The organism is Mesorhizobium sp. WSM4310 (genome assembly GCF_007003935.1).
GTDB lineage: Bacteria > Pseudomonadota > Alphaproteobacteria > Rhizobiales > Rhizobiaceae > Mesorhizobium.
Window position 1 is genome coordinate 112,149 of sequence record NZ_VFTA01000022.1, and the last position, 18,631, is coordinate 130,779.

Below are 18,631 nucleotides of genomic sequence, written 5' to 3' on the forward strand. Positions count from 1 at the left end.
TCGAAGAATTAGAGGATCGCGCGAGGCGGTTTGCCGCGTGTGCCTCACATGCAGGTGTGATGGTCCACGATAGTTTTCAGGTATCGAATCGAAAGCCAGTCAGCATTTCTCTTTCTTCGCGGCTCCGATCACTCTCCCTGTCATGCCCCGCCTCCCGCGTTTGGGCACCGACAAAGGAGAAATACAAGATGGCCATCAAGAAACTCAACCTCGCGTTTGCGGTCGGGCTGCTTTCAGCAACTGCTGCCTTTTCCGCTGCTCCGGCCTTCGCCGGCGACTGCCCAGCCGGCCAGGCCGCCACGACCGACATCCAGGAACATCCAAGCAAGCCGGTCGGCGTCGTCGACACGGTTCTCTCCGCGATCGATCTGAGCAGCAAGGGCGAGGCCTGGAAAGGCAATATGCTGCGCCTGCGCAAGCTCGTCGTGCAGCCGGGCGGCGTCGTGCCGTGGCATGAGCACAATGTCCGCCCAGCCAACATTATCGTCGTCGAAGGCTCGATCACCGAATATCGCAGCACCTGCAAGGTCGGCATCGAGCATCCGGCAGGCGACGTGACCGCCGAGTTCGGCCAGCTCGCTCACTGGTGGAAGAACAACGGTAATGTTCCCGCCGTGCTCTATTCCGCCGACGTCTTGCCGCCGGCAATGCACGAAGACCACATGATGTGAGCCGCTCGGCGCGGCGAACAGATTCCAGCATCAGCAACCGAAAGCGCGTCCTCGGGGTGATCTCCTGGGGACGTCCGGCCACGGAGCCCCGTCATGACAACCAGTGAACAGACAGAGACGGCGCGGCTGCACACGGTGGCCGCCGACAGTTGGCGTTTTGGCCTTGTTGCGTTGATCGCATTTCTTACGCTTGTCGATCTGTTCGCCACCCAAGCAATACTGCCCTCACTGGTGATAAAATTCGGCGTCAGCCGCGCGACCATGGGCTTCGCCGTCAATGCCAGCACGTTCGGCATGGCGGTAGCCGGGATCGCCATCGCTCTGTTCGGGCGCGGCATAGATCGCCGCAATGGCATCTGGATCAGCCTCGCCATCCTTGCCATCCCAACGACGCTGCTTTCGCAAACAGACAGCATCGTCGTCTTCGCCTTTTTGCGTGTGGCGCAAGGCCTGTGCATGTCGACCGCGTTCACGCTGACGATGGCCTACCTGGCCGAGCATTTCTCCGCGCGGCAGACGACGAGTGCGCTTGCCGCCTATGTGACGGGCAACGTCGCCAGCAACTTTTTCGGACGCCTGATGTCGGCCGCCGTCGCCGACACGTTCGGCATCTCCACCAACTTCCTGACCTTCGCGGCCCTCAATCTATTTGGCGCGGCGCTCGTCTGGCACACGCTGCAAAAGACTTCCGCAACGACGCGCGCCGATACGATCGGTCAAACTGTCCGTGCGTCCTGGAAGGGCCCGCTGGAAAATGCCGAACTGCGCGCTTGTTTCGCGATCGGCTTCCTGATCCTCTTCGTCTTCATAGGAACCTTCACTTATGTGAATTTCCAGCTTGTTGCCCCGCCGCTGTCGCTGTCGCCGATGGCACTGGGACTGATCTATTTCGTTTTCCTGCCATCGATGTTGACCACGCCACTCGCCGGGCGTGTCACGGCCGGTCTCGGCCCGAGGATCGGCATCGGTGCAACGCTTGCGATGGCAATCGCCGGGCTGCTGCTGTTGCTCACGACCAGCCTGCCGATCGTCCTTGCAGGGATGGCGTTGGTCGCAATGGGAACCTTCCTGGCGCAAGCGATAGCTACCGGACATGTCAGCCGGACCGCCTCCCGTGATCGCACCGCCGCGAGCGGCATCTACCTGGCCTCCTACTACGCGGGTGGGCTCGCTGGCAGCTTCGTCATCGGACAGATTTACGACCGAGTCGGGTGGACCGCATGCGTGGCCGTGCTCGCCGCCTTCCTTGCGGGTGCGATCGCAGTGGCGCGCGTGCTGCAACCCTCAAAAACGTGACACCCAGAACCGAAAATGGCTATCCAACAAAGGAGACTGACATGACCAACTCCCTGAAAACCATGATTGCCGGAGCCGCCATCCTGATAGCTGCCGTCATCCCGGCCGCCGCTTCTGATGGCGTTGTGACGGTGAAGAGCGACTATTCCGTCGGCGAGACGGTCGCGCGCATCAAGAGGGATGTTCTCAAGAAGGGCATCAAGTTCTTTGGCGTCATCGACCAAGCAAGACTTGGCAAGAATGCCGGCAACGATGTCAGGCCGTCGCGGCTGGTGATGTTTGGCAATCCGGCGCTTGGGACGACCTTCATCACGTCAAATCCGGAAGCCGGCCTCGACTGGCCGGTGCGCGTGCTGGTCTACCAGACAGCGGATGGTGCGGTTTACGCCGCCTATAGCGACTTCGACTGGATCGCCAAGCGCCATGGTATCACCGACCGCTCGCCGCAGTTCAAGATGGCGACCGAGGTCATCCAGTCCGTGACCTCGACGATCAGGAAGAACTGAGCCTGGACACGTGCCGGAGACGCCGCGCTCCGGCATGCGAAAGAACGCGTTTGCGCGCAGAGGCTATTCCGCGGCGGATAACGCCTTTGCACGCTCGCCGAACCACTTCTTCTGCGTGGCCTCGCGCACGAGCGCGCCAACCGCCGGCGAATGCCTGCGGCCGCGCACCGTGACGAGATTGACCTCGCGCCAGAATTCCGGATCGGTGATCGGCAACGGCACCACTCCGGGGTGCTTGGCGGTATGCTCAGGCATGAACCCGAAACCAAGCCCGGCGGCGATCATCGCGAGCGTCCAATCGTCACGATCGCTCCAGTAAACAGGACTGACCGTGACGCCCTGCTCGGAAAGAATGGCGTCGGCATAACCGGCAAATTCACAATTGTTGCGGTGGATGTAGGTCTCATTGCTCATATCCGTCACCCGAACGCTGGGCTGGTTGGCCAAGCGATGGTTGAGATGAACAGCCATCACCATCTGTTCCTGAAACAACGGCAAGGAGTGAACTTCCTCATCGGGCACATTTGACGGCAGCGCGTAAATAGCCGCCTCAAGGTCGCCTCCGAGCAGCCGTCGTCGCAAGCTCGGTGCATCGGCATCGCATAGATGAAGCTCAACGCCGGGATGGTGTGTGCGCACGGACGAGATGAGTTCGATGATTTCATCCGGAGCTATCGTGCTCATGATGCCGACCCGGAGAGGCGTTTTCTTAAGGTGCACATATTGCTCGGCGATCTCCTTTGCCTGCCGGGAGTTCTCGAAAACGCCTTCGAGATAGGTCTCGACCATGCGACCAAGTTCCGTCAGATGTGTAAAGCGTCGCTCGCGGTGAAAAAGCGCGCCGCCGAACTCGTATTCGAGCAGCTTGATCGCGCGTGACAGTGCCGGCTGCGTAACGTTGCACAGCTCTGCTGCCCTGGTGAAATTCAGTTCCTTGGCGACGGCCAAGAAATATCTTACCTGGCTGATCTCCACTGCGAGCTCCCCAGCGGCTGGCATGCGGGACGACCCACGTTGCCGCGTGATCTTACTAGTTGCCCCGACGTCAAACAACCCGATCTGGTGATGATGTCCCAGGCGACAGGTTGACGATCTGACCGTCGGCTATCGAATCCATGTCTCAACGGCATTTCCGCTGTCTCCAGCTGCCCGCCATACTTGGTCCAGAACTCGAGACCCGGGCCCAGGGCCCGTGCTCGCAGCGTTTTGCGGGCCATTTTGGCTGCGGTTCCAATCGAAGGAAACAACGATGCTCAGAGGAAAGACGGCACTGATCACAGGCTCGACCAGCGGCATCGGGCAAGGCATTGCCGAAGCCTTCGCCGCGAAGGGCTGCAATATCGTCTTAAACGGTTTCGGCGATCCCGGCGAGATTGAGTTGCTGCGGGCAAGACTTGCCGCGGACCATAGGGTGCCTGTTCGCTACGACGGTGCGGATATGAGCAAGGGCAGCGCAATCACCGCGATGATGGACAAGGCAATCGCCGAGTTCGGCGCGGTCGACATCCTCGTGAACAATGCCGGCATCCAGCATGTCGCGCCTATCGATGACTTTCCGATCGAGAAATTCGAAGCAGTCGTGGCGATCGATCTGATGTCATCCTTCTACACGATCCGGCGTGCGCTGCAGGCTATGAAAGAACGCAAATGGGGCCGCATCATCAACGTTGCGTCGGCCCACGCCCTTGTGGCCTCGCCCTACAAATCCGCCTATGTCGCCGCTAAGCATGGCATTGCCGGGCTGACCAAGACGGTTGCGCTGGAGGTCGCCGAACAGGGCATCACCGTCAATGCGGTTTGCCCGGGATACGTGCTCACACCGCTGGTCGAAAAGCAGATACCGGATACGGCCAAGGCCCGCGGTATCACCGAGGAGCAGGTGATCAAGGATGTGCTCCTGGCGGCCCAGCCGACCAAGCAGTTCGTCACCGTGGCCGAGGTCGCGGCGCTCTGCCTGTTCCTCGCCTCGACCGATGCGGCCTCGATCACCGGCGCCATCATCCCGATCGAAGGCGGCTGGACGGCCCATTGAACCGGCAACGAGGAGCAAGAACCATGAACAAGATCACCCGAAATCCTCCGATCGCCGAACCTTTGCCGGAGGTCCCCCATCCGGCCGATGCTTCCGTTCAGCGGCAAACGGTGTTGGTGCTGCAAGGTGGTGGCGCCCTGGGTGCCTATCAGGCCGGTGTCTACCAGGCGCTCGTCGAAGGCGGGATCGAGCCGGATTGGGTCATCGGCACCTCGATCGGCGCTATCAACGCGGCCTTGATTGCCGGGAACGATCCAACGGTTCGGCTGGCGAGGCTTCAGGAGTTCTGGGAAGGCGTCAGCCGTATCAGCCCTCTCGATGAGTTTTTTCGAATGATGGTGCCAAGCAATGTCTTCGCCAATATGGGCACCGTCATGCGGGGGATACCGGGATTCTTCGAACCGAATCCAGGCGCCATGTTCGGAGTGAACCGCGAAGTGGGCGTCGAGAACGCCTCCTATTACACGACCGATCCGCTCAAGAGGACGCTGAATGACCTGATCGACTTCGATTATCTCAACGGGCACCATACCCGCCTGACGGTCGGCGCAGTCAACGTCAACACCAGTGAACTCAAATACTTCGACACCCGAGAGATGACCTTGTCGGCAGCGCACATCATGGCGTCGGGCGCCTTGCCGCCGGCCTTTCCGGCGGTCCGTATCGACGGCGAGCCTTACTGGGACGGCGGCATCTATTCGAACACGCCCATCGAGGTCGTGCTCGACGCCCGTCCGCGGCGCGACTCGCTGATCTTTGCCGTCAACATGTGGCAGCCTCGCGCCACCGAGCCCAAATCGATCTGGCAGGTCATGGGCCGGCAAAAGGACCTTCAATACGCCAGCCGCGGTCGGAGCCATGTTGCCCGTCAGGAGCAACTGCATCGTCTGCGGCACGTCGTGCGCGAAATAGGAAAGCTGGTTCCAGAGGAACGGCGCGAGGATCCGATGTTCAAGGAACTTGCTTCCTATGGTTGCCCGTCGGTCATGCACCTTGTGCGGCTGCTTTCGCCACGCCTGGACGGCGAGGACCACACCAAGGACATCGACTTCACGCGCGCCGGCATCCGCACGCGCTGGCAGGCGGGATACGAACATGGCCGGCGCGTCCTCTCGGAGAAGCCGTGGGAATGCGACGTCGACATGCTGCAGGGCATCGTCATCCACGAATCGCAAGAATGATCGGTTCGATCGCGGCGCCGAGAAGAAAGACGGAGAATATTGATGCAGATCGTCACTCCAGGGATGCGGCTGGTTCCGGAAGCTGTGCTTGCCAACAATGCCGCGCTTTTCCGCACGCTACCGGAGACGCCATCTCACGCCGACAGTTCACGGCATCGCGTAGTCATCGTCGGCGGTGGTGCCGGCGGACTCGAATTGGCAACGCGGCTTGGCAGCAAATTCGGCAAGCGGCGGCTGTCCATAACACTTGTCGATCGCAACCGCACACATGTCTGGAAGCCACTTCTGCACGAGGTGGCGTCGGGCACGTTGAACCCGTCGAACGATGCGGTGGAATACATCGCACATGCCAGCACCCACCACTATCGCTTCCGGATCGGCGAAGTCGTCGGCATCGACCGCGCCAAGCGCCAAGTTTTTGTGGCGCCGAGCTTCGACGACGATGGCAGACAGATCATCCCGCCACGCGTGCTAGGCTACGACACGCTGGTGCTGGCCGTGGGCAGCGTCAGCAACGATTTCGGCACGCCAGGAGCGGCGCGTCATGCTATCGCGCTCGATACCGCAGGCCAGGCCACCCGCTTTAACAGGCGCATGGTCGACGCCTGTCTGCGTGCCAATGCGCAATACGAGCAGCTCTCACCGGGCCAGCTCCATTGCATCATCGTTGGCGCCGGAGCCACCGGCGTTGAACTGGCCGCCGAGTTGCACAAGTCGATGCGGGAAATCGCCTCGCACAATCTCGACAACATCGATTTCGAGAGGCTGATCCGCATCACCATCGTCGAGGCGGGACCGCGCATCCTGCCGGCTTTGCCGGAACACCTTGCGCGCTCTTCTGCGCACCGGCTTGTAGATCTCGGCGTTCAGATCCGATGCGGCATCAAGGTCACCGAAGTGACAGAAGACGGTATCAGGCTTGGAGAGAAGCTGTTCGTGCCGGCCGAACTCGTCGTGTGGTCCGCCGGGATCAAGGCGCCAGATTTTCTGAAAAGGCTCGATGGCCTCGATACCGATCGCATCAACCGCTTGGTCGTGGATGAGACGCTGCGGGCAAAGGCAGACGAAAATGTGTTTGCGATCGGCGACTGCGCGAGTTGTGTATTGCCAGGCAGCGAAGGCCCCTTGCCGCCGCGCGCCCAGACGGCCCATCAGCAGGCCGATCATATAGTCAAGGTGATCGCGGCACGCCTCGAGGGGCAGGCGGCGCCGGCGTTCCGTTTCCGCGACTACGGTTCTCTCGTTTCACTGGCCGACTACGGCACCTTTGGCAGCCTGGTGGGCGGACTGAAGGTCGAGGGTTTGCTTGCCCGGCTGATGTATCATTCGCTCTACAAGATGCATCTCAAGGCGGTGCACGGGACCTTCAAGGCCATGCGGGATACGATCGTGGGTATCCTGTCGCACCGCACCAAACCGCGGGTCAAATTGCATTGAATCTCGGTAGGCCGGGACGGTGAAAAAATATGATGTCGCGATCCTCGGTGGCGGTGGTGCTGGGATGGCTGTGACAGTAGCCACACGCGATGCCTGGCTGCCGCTTTCAGACTTCCGCTTCGGAAGTCAGGAAATCTGCTGTAACGATTCGAGCCGCAATACCGAACGGAAGATGAATCCGGATAGCTTCGATGCACGCAGGGCATCGACTCCATGCAAGAAAAACATGGCCGTCTCCGTGGGGCTTCAATGTTAGGCTGCATGGAAATTGCGAAAGTGCAGAAATGGCCGCCGACGACCAGCCAATGACATTTGAACAGTCCGTCCAGGCTGCCATCGAACTCGATGCACCTCTCAACGAGAGGCTGGCGGTGATCGCGAGCGCAGTGCGCAGACTGAACTCGGAGTTCGCTGACGCGGTTGACCGGCTCGTGGCGCGCCTCAGGGAACAGGGAGCTGGTGCAAGTGCTCCCGCCCCCGGCGATGTCATGCCCGCATTCCTGCTGCCTGATGACGAGGGCAGGCTCGTGAGCCTATCTGAAATCCTTAGCCACGGGCCGGCCGTCATTACGTTTCAGCGCGGACATTGGTGTCCCTATTGCCGCCTGAATGCGATCGGCATCGTCGAAGCCCAACAGGAGATTACGACGCTGCGCGGCCAGGTCGTGGTGATCATGCCGGAGCGGCGCAAATTCGCAAAGGCCATGAAGGCCTCGGTTGGTGCTCAGTTTCCTTTCCTGACGGACATGGACAATGGCTACGCTTTGTCCCTCAACCTCGCGATCTGGGTGGGAGCCGAGATGGAGCGGTTGATGGGCCTCGGCCTCGATCTGCCGAACTATCAGGGCAACAGCAGCTGGTTCCTGCCGATCCCTGCTACTTTCGTCGTTGGAACTGATGGCACCATCACAGATCGGTTCGTCGATCCCGACTACCGTCGGCGGATGGACATCGACGACTTGATCGCGGCGCTCAGGCGGGCTCGCTGACGCCAAACGTCGACCAGTCGGTCGATCGCAGGAGGTTGAGGAGCGTCATGGCCACCTGTGAGCGATGTCGACCGGCGACAGCGTAGACGGCGACGATCCGCGAAACATCCAGATCACGCAGCTTGAGTCGGCGGACGTTGGGCGAGCGGGGTGCAGTTGTGGAGACAAAGCCAACGCCTGCATTGGCTTCCAGCAGCGCCAACAGGTCCTGATCGGTTTCAACCTCATGTGCGGTGCGAGGCGAAATTCCTCTGGCCGAGAGACCGCGCGACAGATCTTCGCTCGTTTCCCAGTCGATCCGACTGAGCACGGGCTCTGCGGCCAACTGGCTCAGCGCGACGTCCGCCTCGTTTCGGCGGGCAAGAGGGTGATCGGAGTTCACGACGAGTTCGATCCCTTCCTGGAAAAGCGGCCATGCGTCGAGCCGATCCCACGCCTGTCCCAGCGGACCGGCAACCGCCAGTTCGGCCTCGCCGTTCTTGAGGGCGTCGATGACAGCGGTCGGCGAACCGCGACTAATCTTGAGATGCACTCCGGGGTAGGCCCGGAAAAGCTCGGTGAACGGTGAAACCAGCAGCGCTATGTTGACGCTATTGGAAATGGTGACGTTGAGAGGAGCAACGTCGCTGCTTTGCACGGCCTTGGCGAGGGATTTTGCGGAGGTGGCAGCATCGTAACATTGTTGTAGCAGGGGCAGCATGCGCCGGCCAAGCTCGGTCAGATGGGAATGCTGGCGCTCGCGCCGAAGGAGTTCACCCCCCAACTCGTCTTCCAGGGTCTTGATGGCACGCGTCAGGGCCGGCTGCGTGACATTGCACTCTTCCGCTGCTCGGGTGAAATTAAGCGTGTTGGACAGGGCCAGAAAATAGCGGACCTGCTGCATCTCCATGAATTTTCGCCCCCTCAGCGAAATGGGCTATCAGCGATGGTGCATATTCGAAGATTAACGCAATAAGTCGTTTTCAGCAAAGTGGCCTGCACCATGGTGCGAATGGCCGCCGACGGCAAGACAATCAAGACTCTGACAATCTAGAGTCATGACGAACCGAGCGATCTGCTTAGCCAATCGGCAAACCCTCTTGCCCGTTTGCTCGGCTGGCGCCCGGCCGGGAACAGGACATGGATGGGGATGGTCGGCAGCGGAAACTCCGGCAGCAGCCGGCGAAGGCGGCCGTCCGAGAGTTCGGCATTGAACATCCAGCCGGAACCGAAGGCCACGCCAAGTCCGGCCAGCACGCAGGCGGTGACGCCGGCTGAACTCGATACCCGGATGCGCGGGCTTTCCGGCAGAGTAAAGTTGGCCTCCGGGCCGATCAGTTCTTGAAAAGTAGCGCCGGTGCTGTCGGAGGGGCCGAAGATGACCTCGTGCTGAACCAGATCGCCAGGGCTTTGCGGCAAACCGCGCCGTGCAATGTAGTCCGGTGAGGCCACGAGCAGTCGCGGCGTCTGCCCGACCTTGCGCACCATCAGGCTGGAGCTGTCGAGTAGACCGAGCCTCACCGCGACATCGGCGCCTTCTTCGACAAGGCTTCGCCTGCGATCGTCCATCATAAGTTCAATGGAGAGGTTGGGATGCTCGGCAAGAAGGCCGGGCAGCCGCGGAATGAGCGCGCGCACGGCGAAAGTGACGGACAGCTCGACGCGCAGCAGCCCGCGCAACTCCTCATTCCCGGCCGCGGTATCGGCCGCCGCCCCAAGCTCGGCAAGCAGCGGCCGGACCTGTCCAAGATAACCATGCCCCGCCTCGGTCAGCCCGACCTTCCGGCTGGTGCGGACGAGGAGGCGGGCGCCGATGCGCCCCTCCAGATCGTTCAGAATCCGCGACACTGAGGGCTGCGACAGCCCGATTTCGCGGGCGACCTGTGAAAGGTTGCCACGCTCCGCCACCCGAACAAACACTTCAAGTTCCTGGAGCCGGTCAGCCATCCATTTTCCGAATGATTGCTATCCTTTCCGGCAGGCTACCCCTGTTTTGGGAAATAGGCGAGGACGTTTCCGCCGCTGTGAGAGCGGTGAGGAATCTTCGGAGTAATTCCATGTCGCTTCAAGACAAGCTTGATGCCTTCAAGGCCGACTTTGAGAGCAAGAAGGCGCCCAGACAGGCGGTCGAGATCATGCATCGCGCCACCGCCGAGCTTCTCGCTTCCGGTCAGGCCGCCCGCGCCTTGGGGGTCGGTGCTGTCGCGCCGACCTTCACATTGATGGAGGCTGACGGCGGCCTCGTTTCGTCGGCCGACCTGCTGGCGCTCGGTCCGCTGGTGCTCAGCTTCTACCGCGGTGTCTGGTGCCCCTATTGCAACATCGAACTTGGCGCACTGGAGGAAACCTGGCCGGCAATCAACGCCACCGGCGCGCAACTGGTCTCCATCTCCCCACAATCACCGGCGAACGGTCGCAAGGCCAAGCGCGACAAGCAGGTAACGTTCCCGATGCTGAGCGATCCGAACGGCGAGGTCGCCAGCGCCTTTGGCCTGCGCTTCCGCCTGCCCGACGATCTGATCGCGCTCTACAAGAGTTTCGGCGTCGATCTGCCTGCCATCAACGAAGACCCGTCATGGACCTTGCCGATGCCGGCGCGGTTCGTGATCAGGCGCGATGGCATCATCGTCTACGCGGAGGTGAGCCCGGACTACACAATCCGACCCGACCCGGCCGGTCTGCTTCCGCTGCTGAAGCGGTTGCAAAACGTCGTCACCGTCTGAGACCGCCAGATGGAACCCATGGCAGCCACAAACCCGGTCGGCATTGGCGCCGGCCGGCGCTGGTCGATGCTGGCGGTGATCTGCGCCGGCGCCTTCCTGCCCATGACTGCCTGGTTCTCGGCTACCGCGATCGCGCCGCAGCTGACGCAAGTCTGGGGGTTGTCGCCGGCGCAAGGCGCCTGGATCACAGGCGCCGTGCAGGTCGGCTTCGCGGTTGGCGCGCTCGCCTCCAGCATTGCTGGCCTGCTGGACATCGTCTCGCTTCGCAAGGTGATCGGCATCAGTGCCCTGATCACCGCGATTGCCAATCTCTGCCTGCTGGTCACCCCGTCCGTCGGCTTGCTGCTGCTTGCCCGCTTCGCCACCGGCGTGGCCCTGGCAGGTGTCTATCCACCGGCGCTCAAACTGGTTTCGACCTGGTTCCGCCGCGGGCGCGGCGTGGCACTGGGTGCCTTGCTCGCGGCGCTGACGCTAGGATCGGCGTTTCCGCATCTGCTGTCCGCATTTGCGACCGATGTCTCCTGGCAGGATGTCATCATCGCGACCTCGCTCGCTGCATTGGCAGGCGCAATCCTGATCCTGTGTCTTGGCAGTGAAGGCCCTTATCCCTTCGCCAAATCTACCTTCGACCGCCGCCATATCCGGGCGGTCCTGCAGAACCGCCCGCTGGCTCTCGCCAATCTCGGCTATCTCGGACACATGTGGGAGCTCTACGCCATGTGGGGCTGGATGCTGGCCTATATCAGGGCGGGAAGCCCCGGCCTAGGCACCGATGGCCCAAGGATGGCGTCCCTGCTTGCCTTCCTTGTCGTCGCGTCTGGCGGGATCGGCTCGATCCTGGGCGGGATTGTCGCCGACCGCATCGGCCGCACGGCAACAGCAGCAATGATGATGACGCTTTCGGGATTTTGCGCGCTGACGATCGGCCTCGCCTTCGACGGGCCGCTTTGGCTGTTCATCGCCATCGCCATTCTCTGGGGGATGACCGTCATCGGCGATTCCGCGCAGTTTTCCGCAATGACCACCGAATTGAGCGACCCGCGCTATGTCGGCACGGCACTCTCGTTGCAGTTGAGCGTCGGCATCGCGCTCACCTTTGTCTCGATCCACCTGACTTCATCGGTGGCGGAGGTTTTCGGCTGGCGCTGGAGCTTCCTGATCCTCGCGCCTGGCCCGCTGCTGGGCGTTGTCGCAATGGTAGCGCTGCGGCGGATGCCGGCTGCGCGACTAATAGCGCATGGACTGATGTAAAGGTTTCAGCGGGTGCTGACCTTAATACGGCACCGGAGGTGTCTTTCGAGGTCATCTTGTCGGTCGTCACAATGTTACAAACTATTGACGTAAGATATTGATTTATATAGAGGTATTCAGCGTTCAATCCTCTCTCGCAGCACCAGTTCCCCTGAATTGACCCGCTTTGCCGCCCCGGCTGTCGTCAGCTGTGGAGATGCGTCAGTTCGAACCCGGCTTCATCCTGCGCTTCGGACAGGTGTTGTTCGGCCGACCGGAACATGTCCGAGAACTCCATCTCCTTTTCCAGCATCACGCCGCCGACCTTGATGGTGAGGACATCCTCGGTGCCTTTTGGCGCGAAATAGACTTGCGCGATACGGGTGCGGATGCGCTCGCCGATCTCCTTGGCCTCCGCTTCGGTCGCGCCAGCGAGGAAAACCCCGAACATCGAGGCCCCGATGCGTCCGATCAGGTCCTCCTCGCGCACCGACGACTGGATGGTCGAGACGATGAGCCGCAAGGCCTCGTCGCCCCATTCAAGGCCGAAGCGCATGTTGATGGATCGAAGGTGTTCGGGGTGGATGATCAGGAAGGCGCCCGAGCGCGGTCCTGGCCCCGATCGCCTGGCTGCACGTCGCTCGACCATCGACGTGAAAACCGGCCCGTTCAGGCAGCCCGTCAGCCTGTCATACGTCCCGGACCTGTTGAGTTCCTGCCGGTAGCGGTGGATCTCGACCCGGTTCCAGCCGATCAGCGCGAAAAGCGGCAGGCCGATGATGACCGGCAGCAGTCCCGCGGTGATCATGCTGCGGGCGAATGGCGTCAGCGCGTCGCTGAACAGGAGGAGGTAGTTGAGCCCAAGGGAAAGGCCGAGGCTTCCGGCGGTCCCCAGCAATGTCAGCCACGCGACCTGCTTCCAGGGCTGGGCAGTGGTGGTCGCCATCGGTCTCGTCATTGGCCAATCTCCTGTCAGGTCGGCTGGTATAAGGCCTGCCTGCCGTAATTTCGGTTTCGCCGAACTGTACAATTTGATGGAAAAAGGCCGAATGGTGTTTTTCCATACCGGGGACGAACTCGGTCTGCGAAAAACCCTGCATTTGACGATCAAACTCTGCCTATTGCGGCGGTCCGAAGATACCCATTCCGGCATTCCTGGCAATTGTTTCCGCCTTGCCATAGATACCGCCGGGCAGCGCCATCGCCCAGCCGTTGGACACCAGCCAGGCGCCGACATCCTGCTTGCCCAGACGGCACGGCGCGGCGATGGCGAAGCGCTCGGTTTCCGGCGGCAGGAAGCAGTTCAGCGCGCGCCCCCGCAGCCAGGCATTGAAGGCCGCGCGGGCCTGCTGGCCGCAGGGCCAGACCTCGTCGCGAAACGAACAGGTCTGGTCCACGCCGATGTCCTGAGCCCCGCTGATGACCACCTTCCACCCCATCGATTCGAAAACCGCCGACGACGTTGCAATCGGACGGTAGAGCAGGGTTTCATGCCAGTCCTGCGGCATGGGCGTTTTGGGGCGGACGGCTAGGCCGAGTTCTCCGAGCGGCGGCCGGGCTTCGACCCGCTCGATTTCCGACACGTCGACCGGCGGGGGAGCGATAAGGCCCTCGGCAATACGCCGCGCCGGTTCCCGCAACTGTCCGTCGGGAATGGCCGCGGCCGTCGGGGTTGCTTGCTTGCCGGCAATTTCCAGGGAAGGCGCACGGCCAGGCCGGCCGAGAGAAAGCAAGGCTCCGGCCTGCATGATCAGGACAATTCCGAGCATGAGCTCGAGGCCCCCGATCGCGATCACCAGGCGGGCATGCCGGCCCATCAGGCCGGCGCGGCGTTCACGCAAGGTCCCGCCGGCGGCCGGTCAGAAGCCCGACGTCGATTTGGCAACCAGTTTGAGCGCACCCTTTTCTATCCGATAGAATGGCATCGATCTTTGACTGGAACCGTCAGCTCGAAAACGGAACAAACCCGTCGATCCGCGAAACCCGTTCGGGTTTTCGAGGGTCTGTTTGCTGAAGCCGTTGGGTCCGACGGCGCTGGCAATTCCTGCGGTCAGGGCAACCATATCATAGGCATAGGCCACATTGACGTCGGCAGGATAATTGTATGTCGTCCTGAAGCGGTCGGCGATCGGTCCAGTTTCGCCTGGATCGAGCGTGGCGATGTATGCCCCCTCGAACAGTGGATCCATCGGGCGCTCCAGCCAACGGTCGGTTCCGACGATTGAAACCGCTTTCGCCGGAATGCCCTTTGATTTCAGGGCGGCAAGGACGGGCGCGGGGCTGGCATCGCCGCTGGCAATAATGACAGCGTCGGGAGCGTCGACGAGTGAGCCCATCTGGTCGACAGCCTTGCTGCCCCCGTCGCCGGCCGGATAGGGCAGGGTGACCGCGAGCGTCGCGCCATAGATGCTGAGGCCGTTCGCCACCCGCTTCTCCACGGCGCTGGCGTTCGAGCCTTCCGCGACAAGCAACACGAACTTCTTGCGGCCTTTCGCGGCGAGCCCCGCGGCACCCGCCGCGGCGCTGTCGGCTTCGCTGAGGCGCACGGCATAAACCCCGGCGCTGCCGGCGAAATTGTCGGCAAGCGCCAGAACCGGGGGGCGCGTCGAGCCGGACAGCGTGGCAATATGCTGGGCCGCCGGCAGTTCGGTCGGACCGATGACGACCTTGGATCCCGTCGTGATGGCTTGCACGGCCAATTTGCCGGCCTGCGCGCTGTCGCCTTTCGTGTCCTCTATCGTCAGCGTCAGCAACCCATTGCCGATATCCGTCATCGCCAGCTTGGCGCCGTCGAGCATCTTGCGCCCGGTTTCCCCTGACGGGCCGGGAGCGGACAAGGGCAGCAGCATCGTGACTTTGGCCGAACCGGTGCCGAGCGACTGGCTCGCCCGGGCCGGAGCGGCGCCGGCGGCGCCATTCTGTCCCGCGGGCGCGGCGACGGCGGCCGGATCGAGCACTTCGGAAACGCCGCCTTTCGACTGGCAGCCCGACAACGGCATGGTGAGCGCCAGGGCGATTGCCCAGATCCGCGGACTGCGGCCCTGCCGGACAGCTTCCATGATTGCTCCACTCGTCTGCCGCCGGATATTGCCCGGTCTGGTCCTCAATTCATGTTACGGCGGACTTGCCGCGCCGTCTTGCTGTTCTTTAATCGGCGAAAGCCGGGAGTCGGCGCCTTGACGCGCCTGGCGGCGCGATAGTCGGCAGCATTTCATCTGTCGTGGCCCGGGTACGAACACGCCGCGCACGCAATCGGCACCGGCCCAGCCGGTTGGCGCCGGCCTGCGCGGCGGACAGATCAAGGCTGGACAGGGCGATCGTTGCGGCGATCGCCGATGAAATTGATCCGTCCGATGTCATGATGGCCAACAGGCGCGGCCCATCCGGTCAGTGCATGTACTCGACCATGCGATCGTGGAAACACTCGCATTTGTTGAGCGTGTCTTCGTCTTTGTAGTTCGTCTTCAGATAGCCATAGGCCATGCCGCAGGCGACCTTGGCTTCCGAAGCCCAGACGAAGGCAGGCCGGGATGAGTTGATCCATTCCGGGCTCTTGGCGACCGCAACCGATTCGTCCATCAGCTTCACCACCTGCTGCTTGAGGTCGACGATATTGTCGTTCAACACCAGGTTGGACGTGCCGACGGTGCGGCAATAGTCGCCTACAGGTCCCTCGATGATGTCCGCGGCTTCAAGCCCGGTCGCAACAATCGACAGCAGCCCGGCCCCGAAAGCCACACGCAAAATTCTGTTCATGCTCATCCACCTCGTCCCTTTCGCCCCTTAGGCCACGTCCGTCTTGGTGCCGTGGCTGTCATCGTAGAGTATTTTCACCGCTTCCGCAGCACTGTGGAACGTATAGTTCTCCAGCACGGCGACCGTATGGTAGTTGTCGCCACCGCCATTCGTGTCGACCTTGACTTCGGCATTCGCCGCATTGGCCAAGGACTGCGAGATCTCCACAAAGCCGCCGGCTTCGAGATCGGTGACGCCGGCCAGACCTTTCAGCAGCGAGGAGAGATCGATCTTGTCGCCGTTGGCGCCGTCGTGGAAGTCGGCGATCAGATCGGCGACTTCGAGCGAGCCGATAGCGAATGTCCGGGTACCATCGGAGGCCACCGATGGCTGCGCCGGGGCAACCAGCGATGTATCGAGTTCCACCTCTATATAGTTACCGCTCGTGCCGTCGGTCATCTGGAACGTGCCGTTGCCGGTCAAGGCCTGCCCGTCGATTTCGCCGACAGCCGGATGCGCTGCGGTGCTGATGGAGGCAACACCATTGTCGGCAAGGCTTGACAGTTCTCCGGCGTCGCTGGTGCCGTTGGCGTTGGCGTCCTTCCAGATCAGCAGGCTGCTGAACGCCGCGTCGTTGTGATCGATGACGCCATCATGGTTGCTGTCGAGCGAAGTCAGTGCGGCAGCCCCACTGGCGAAATGGCCGCCGCCGAAGTTCGGCGTGAACAGCTCGGTGCCGTCATTGATCTTGCCGTCGTGGTTGAGGTCGACCGCCAGCATGCCGTCCTTCGACGTGTTCCAGGCCAGTTGTTCCTTGGTGCCGTCGCCGTTCATGTCGAACTGAACACCGTGGCTGACATCGGAGAAGGTAAAGCCATTGTGGTTCAAGTCGAGGATAACGGGATCGACCGATCCACCGATCAACGTGTTCAGGTTCGCTACGGTGACGCCCTGGAGATCGACCAGCGCTCCGACGCCGGCGCTGGCGGTTGTCTGGGTATAGACGTAGGTGTGATTCACCCCGGAGATCGTTGCCGTGAATGCGAGCGTCGCCCCTGCATTGCCGATGTCCGTGCCCATGAGATACTGGACCGCCGCGGCCACGCCCGATGTTGTGGCGATCGCCAAGGGCGAGGCGCCGGCATCGGTCCCGAAGAAACTGGCGATGCCGTTCGTGACCGAATGGGACTCAACCGTGTCTCCGCCGATCGTCAGGACGGAATCTCCTGCCCCGTCGACGAGGCCGGCAGTGGCCGCCACCAGCGTACCGGGCAGGGTCAATTTGTCGGTCCCGGCGACGAAGTCCGTTATGATGTCATAGCCCGAGATCGTGCCGGCATTGCCGGATCCGCCGATGACGGGCGTCGAGTCGCCGGTCCCGATGATGAAGGTGTCGGCGCCGGCTCCGCCGGTCATCGTGTCCCCGCCCGCGAGGCCGTTGATGGTGTCGCTACCGGACGTCCCTGTTATAGCATCGTCGCCTGCCGTCCCATTGATCGGAGTGCCTGCCGGGTGTTCGCCCAGAGCGGTGATCGACAGCGTTTGACTGGCGGAATGATCGCCGTCCCCGTCCACGCCTGACACGGAGAAATTGAACGTCTGGTCTGAAGGCAGGATAAGCTTCGAATAGCCGAAATTGTCGAATTTGGCTTTGCCTTCCGTGACAGTGAACGTGATGGAGGTGAAATCGCCTGTCGGATCGATGGTGAGCAAGCCGTCCACGCTGGTCGTGGCGGTACCCGACTGCCCGGTATTCGTTGTCCAGGTCATCGTGAAAGCACCGGCGGCCTCATGCTCCACGAAGAAGTTTAGCTTGTCGATTGCTGTTGCGAAGTTGACCTGAAATTGCTCTCCCACATCCAGGTTTCCATTTTGGACGCCAAAGCCATTGCTTGTCGGCTTCAGTTCTTCGGTGCTGCCGATGCTGCCGTTGTTGTTGGTATCAACCGCCTTGAAGGTAGCATCTCCCAGTGTGAACTGTATGGTACTAGCACCGCCAGACACGCCGCTGAAATCGAATGTCTGATTGGCAACGGGGCGAGATTCGATCAAAGTAAACTTATAGGTTCCATCAGCATTGATCTTCAGATCGAAGAAATTCGATCCTCCTGCCTGCGCGATGAGATCCGCAGAGCCATCAGCATTGTGGACTACAGGCAGATATGTCAGTCCGCTGATGTTAGTTAGCGGCGTGATCTCGATCGACTGCTCGCCATCGGCACCGAAGGCAAGGTTGTGCGTGCCAACCACAACGTTGTTGTCTTGATTGGCGACGATACCATTCGTGATGTGCGTGAAGGTCGGTGTGTCGTCGTTCACCTGCACTGTAAGCGAGCCGGTTGCCGCATCGGAGTCACCATCCGTGACCGTGAAGCCGATCGTCACATTCATGGTCTCTTCCGTCGTGCCGACGGTGGGGTGCACCAGCGGTTCCGACAGAGTGAAGGCGTAGGAACCGTCTGGCGCAACGTCGAGCACGAACACTGTGCTGCCTGAGATCACACCGGTCGCGGTGAGAATCGTGTGCCCGGCATTCGTCGTCGTAGCGTATTGCACTCCCTCCTGTGCGGCGAGCCCGCTTGGGGTCTTGTAGATCGCCATTACATTGGGGCCGGCAAAGCTGAGTGCTTTCAGGCCGTCCGCGCCCACCGTAAACAGCGACCCCGCGCCGCCCGACAAGACTTTCGCGTCGGCGACATCGCTCGTCCCTCCCGGATTGCCGGTAAACAGCGTCTGTGCATCGTCGTCCAGTACGGGGGTTGCCGTCACGACTTTCGCAACCGGTATGTCGTCGTCGACTGTCACGGTCAGCGTGCCGGTCGCGGCCGTTGCAGCCGTGTCGTCGGCGTCAT

At 61.7% G+C, this 18,631-nt stretch carries 18 protein-coding genes; 10 read left to right on the plus strand and 8 right to left on the minus strand.

Features of this window, described 5'->3' with window-relative positions; translation table 11 throughout:
• Window positions 1-188 precede the first annotated feature (188 nt).
• From FJV80_RS22565 to FJV80_RS22575, 3 genes are all read left to right on the plus strand, one after another.
• Window positions 189-671, plus strand: coding sequence for a cupin (locus tag FJV80_RS22565; RefSeq protein ID WP_142877452.1), 483 nt, complete (start codon window positions 189-191; stop codon window positions 669-671).
• Window positions 672-764: 93 nt separating this feature from the next.
• Window positions 765-1,967: an MFS transporter gene (locus FJV80_RS22570; protein ID WP_095793795.1), complete on the plus strand. Its 1,203-nt coding sequence runs from the start codon at window positions 765-767 to the stop codon at window positions 1,965-1,967.
• 41 nt (window positions 1,968-2,008) lie between these two features.
• Complete coding sequence (locus FJV80_RS22575; RefSeq protein ID WP_095793794.1) at window positions 2,009-2,473, plus strand: DUF302 domain-containing protein; 465 nt, start codon at window positions 2,009-2,011, stop codon at window positions 2,471-2,473.
• 63 nt (window positions 2,474-2,536) lie between these two features.
• Here the strand turns inward: FJV80_RS22575 and FJV80_RS22580 are convergent, their stop codons facing one another.
• Complete coding sequence (locus FJV80_RS22580; RefSeq protein ID WP_095775300.1) at window positions 2,537-3,448, minus strand: LysR family transcriptional regulator; 912 nt, start codon at window positions 3,446-3,448, stop codon at window positions 2,537-2,539.
• Between the two features lie 274 nt (window positions 3,449-3,722).
• Here FJV80_RS22580 and FJV80_RS22585 point away from each other — a divergent pair, with 274 nt between their 5' ends.
• From FJV80_RS22585 to FJV80_RS22605, 5 genes are read left to right on the plus strand one after another with little or no spacing between them, the layout of a single operon-like run.
• Window positions 3,723-4,505, plus strand: coding sequence for a 3-hydroxybutyrate dehydrogenase (locus FJV80_RS22585; protein WP_142877453.1), 783 nt, complete (start codon window positions 3,723-3,725; stop codon window positions 4,503-4,505).
• 23 nt (window positions 4,506-4,528) lie between these two features.
• Complete coding sequence (locus tag FJV80_RS22590) at window positions 4,529-5,686, plus strand: patatin-like phospholipase family protein (protein ID WP_142877454.1); 1,158 nt, start codon at window positions 4,529-4,531, stop codon at window positions 5,684-5,686.
• 42 nt (window positions 5,687-5,728) lie between these two features.
• Window positions 5,729-7,123 carry an NAD(P)/FAD-dependent oxidoreductase gene (locus FJV80_RS22595; RefSeq protein ID WP_142877455.1) on the plus strand — a complete coding sequence of 465 codons (1,395 nt, stop codon included), beginning with the start codon at window positions 5,729-5,731 and terminating at the stop codon, window positions 7,121-7,123.
• A gap of 19 nt (window positions 7,124-7,142) precedes the next feature.
• Window positions 7,143-7,379, plus strand: a complete 237-nt coding sequence (locus FJV80_RS22600) for a hypothetical protein (RefSeq protein ID WP_142877456.1) — start codon at window positions 7,143-7,145, stop codon at window positions 7,377-7,379.
• A 28-nt stretch (window positions 7,380-7,407) separates the two neighbouring features.
• Complete coding sequence (locus FJV80_RS22605) at window positions 7,408-8,112, plus strand: peroxiredoxin-like family protein (RefSeq protein ID WP_095775304.1); 705 nt, start codon at window positions 7,408-7,410, stop codon at window positions 8,110-8,112.
• On the opposite strand, the gene FJV80_RS22610 is transcribed toward FJV80_RS22605, so the two are convergent.
• Both FJV80_RS22610 and FJV80_RS22615 read right to left on the minus strand, forming a co-directional pair.
• Window positions 8,096-9,001 (minus strand): LysR family transcriptional regulator, encoded by a 906-nt coding sequence (locus tag FJV80_RS22610; protein WP_142877457.1) that lies wholly within the window; start codon window positions 8,999-9,001, stop codon window positions 8,096-8,098. The genes FJV80_RS22605 and FJV80_RS22610 overlap by 17 nt on opposite strands.
• A gap of 146 nt (window positions 9,002-9,147) precedes the next feature.
• Window positions 9,148-10,038, minus strand: a complete 891-nt coding sequence (locus FJV80_RS22615) for a LysR family transcriptional regulator (RefSeq protein ID WP_095775306.1) — start codon at window positions 10,036-10,038, stop codon at window positions 9,148-9,150.
• Window positions 10,039-10,148: 110 nt separating this feature from the next.
• Here FJV80_RS22615 and FJV80_RS22620 point away from each other — a divergent pair, with 110 nt between their 5' ends.
• Both FJV80_RS22620 and FJV80_RS22625 read left to right on the plus strand, forming a co-directional pair.
• Window positions 10,149-10,814, plus strand: coding sequence for a peroxiredoxin-like family protein (locus tag FJV80_RS22620; RefSeq protein ID WP_095775307.1), 666 nt, complete (start codon window positions 10,149-10,151; stop codon window positions 10,812-10,814).
• 18 nt (window positions 10,815-10,832) lie between these two features.
• On the plus strand, window positions 10,833-12,065 hold the full coding sequence (locus FJV80_RS22625) for an MFS transporter (RefSeq protein ID WP_095789803.1): 1,233 nt from the start codon (window positions 10,833-10,835) through the stop codon (window positions 12,063-12,065).
• Between the two features lie 184 nt (window positions 12,066-12,249).
• On the opposite strand, the gene FJV80_RS22630 is transcribed toward FJV80_RS22625, so the two are convergent.
• From FJV80_RS22630 to FJV80_RS22650, 5 genes are all read right to left on the minus strand, one after another.
• Entirely contained in the window at window positions 12,250-13,002 is a 753-nt protein-coding gene (locus FJV80_RS22630) for a GGDEF domain-containing protein (RefSeq protein WP_246689016.1), read from the minus strand.
• A 160-nt stretch (window positions 13,003-13,162) separates the two neighbouring features.
• Window positions 13,163-13,885, minus strand: a complete 723-nt coding sequence (locus FJV80_RS22635) for a thermonuclease family protein (RefSeq protein WP_246689017.1) — start codon at window positions 13,883-13,885, stop codon at window positions 13,163-13,165.
• Between the two features lie 18 nt (window positions 13,886-13,903).
• Window positions 13,904-15,103: an ABC transporter substrate-binding protein gene (locus tag FJV80_RS22640; RefSeq protein ID WP_142877458.1), complete on the minus strand. Its 1,200-nt coding sequence runs from the start codon at window positions 15,101-15,103 to the stop codon at window positions 13,904-13,906.
• Between the two features lie 328 nt (window positions 15,104-15,431).
• Window positions 15,432-15,800, minus strand: coding sequence for a hypothetical protein (locus FJV80_RS22645; RefSeq protein WP_245318312.1), 369 nt, complete (start codon window positions 15,798-15,800; stop codon window positions 15,432-15,434).
• A 27-nt stretch (window positions 15,801-15,827) separates the two neighbouring features.
• Window positions 15,828-18,631, minus strand: a 2,804-nt coding sequence (locus FJV80_RS22650; protein ID WP_142877459.1) for a type I secretion C-terminal target domain-containing protein, incomplete at its 5' end; no start/stop codon positions are given.

Coding starts and splice junctions, on each gene's coding strand:
- FJV80_RS22565 (WP_142877452.1), top strand. CDS start 189: ATGGCCATCAAGAAACTCAACCTCGCGTTTGCGGTCGGGCTGCTTTCA.
- FJV80_RS22590 (WP_142877454.1), top strand. CDS start 4,529: ATGAACAAGATCACCCGAAATCCTCCGATCGCCGAACCTTTGCCGGAG.
- FJV80_RS22595 (WP_142877455.1), top strand. CDS start 5,729: ATGCAGATCGTCACTCCAGGGATGCGGCTGGTTCCGGAAGCTGTGCTT.
- FJV80_RS22640 (WP_142877458.1), bottom strand. CDS start 15,103: ATGGAAGCTGTCCGGCAGGGCCGCAGTCCGCGGATCTGGGCAATCGCC.
- FJV80_RS22605 (WP_095775304.1), top strand. CDS start 7,408: ATGGCCGCCGACGACCAGCCAATGACATTTGAACAGTCCGTCCAGGCT.
- FJV80_RS22610 (WP_142877457.1), bottom strand. CDS start 9,001: ATGGAGATGCAGCAGGTCCGCTATTTTCTGGCCCTGTCCAACACGCTT.
- FJV80_RS22615 (WP_095775306.1), bottom strand. CDS start 10,038: ATGGCTGACCGGCTCCAGGAACTTGAAGTGTTTGTTCGGGTGGCGGAG.
- FJV80_RS22625 (WP_095789803.1), top strand. CDS start 10,833: ATGGCAGCCACAAACCCGGTCGGCATTGGCGCCGGCCGGCGCTGGTCG.
- FJV80_RS22570 (WP_095793795.1), top strand. CDS start 765: ATGACAACCAGTGAACAGACAGAGACGGCGCGGCTGCACACGGTGGCC.
- FJV80_RS22575 (WP_095793794.1), top strand. CDS start 2,009: ATGACCAACTCCCTGAAAACCATGATTGCCGGAGCCGCCATCCTGATA.
- FJV80_RS22620 (WP_095775307.1), top strand. CDS start 10,149: ATGTCGCTTCAAGACAAGCTTGATGCCTTCAAGGCCGACTTTGAGAGC.
- FJV80_RS22630 (WP_246689016.1), bottom strand. CDS start 13,002: ATGACGAGACCGATGGCGACCACCACTGCCCAGCCCTGGAAGCAGGTC.
- FJV80_RS22645 (WP_245318312.1), bottom strand. CDS start 15,800: ATGAACAGAATTTTGCGTGTGGCTTTCGGGGCCGGGCTGCTGTCGATT.
- FJV80_RS22585 (WP_142877453.1), top strand. CDS start 3,723: ATGCTCAGAGGAAAGACGGCACTGATCACAGGCTCGACCAGCGGCATC.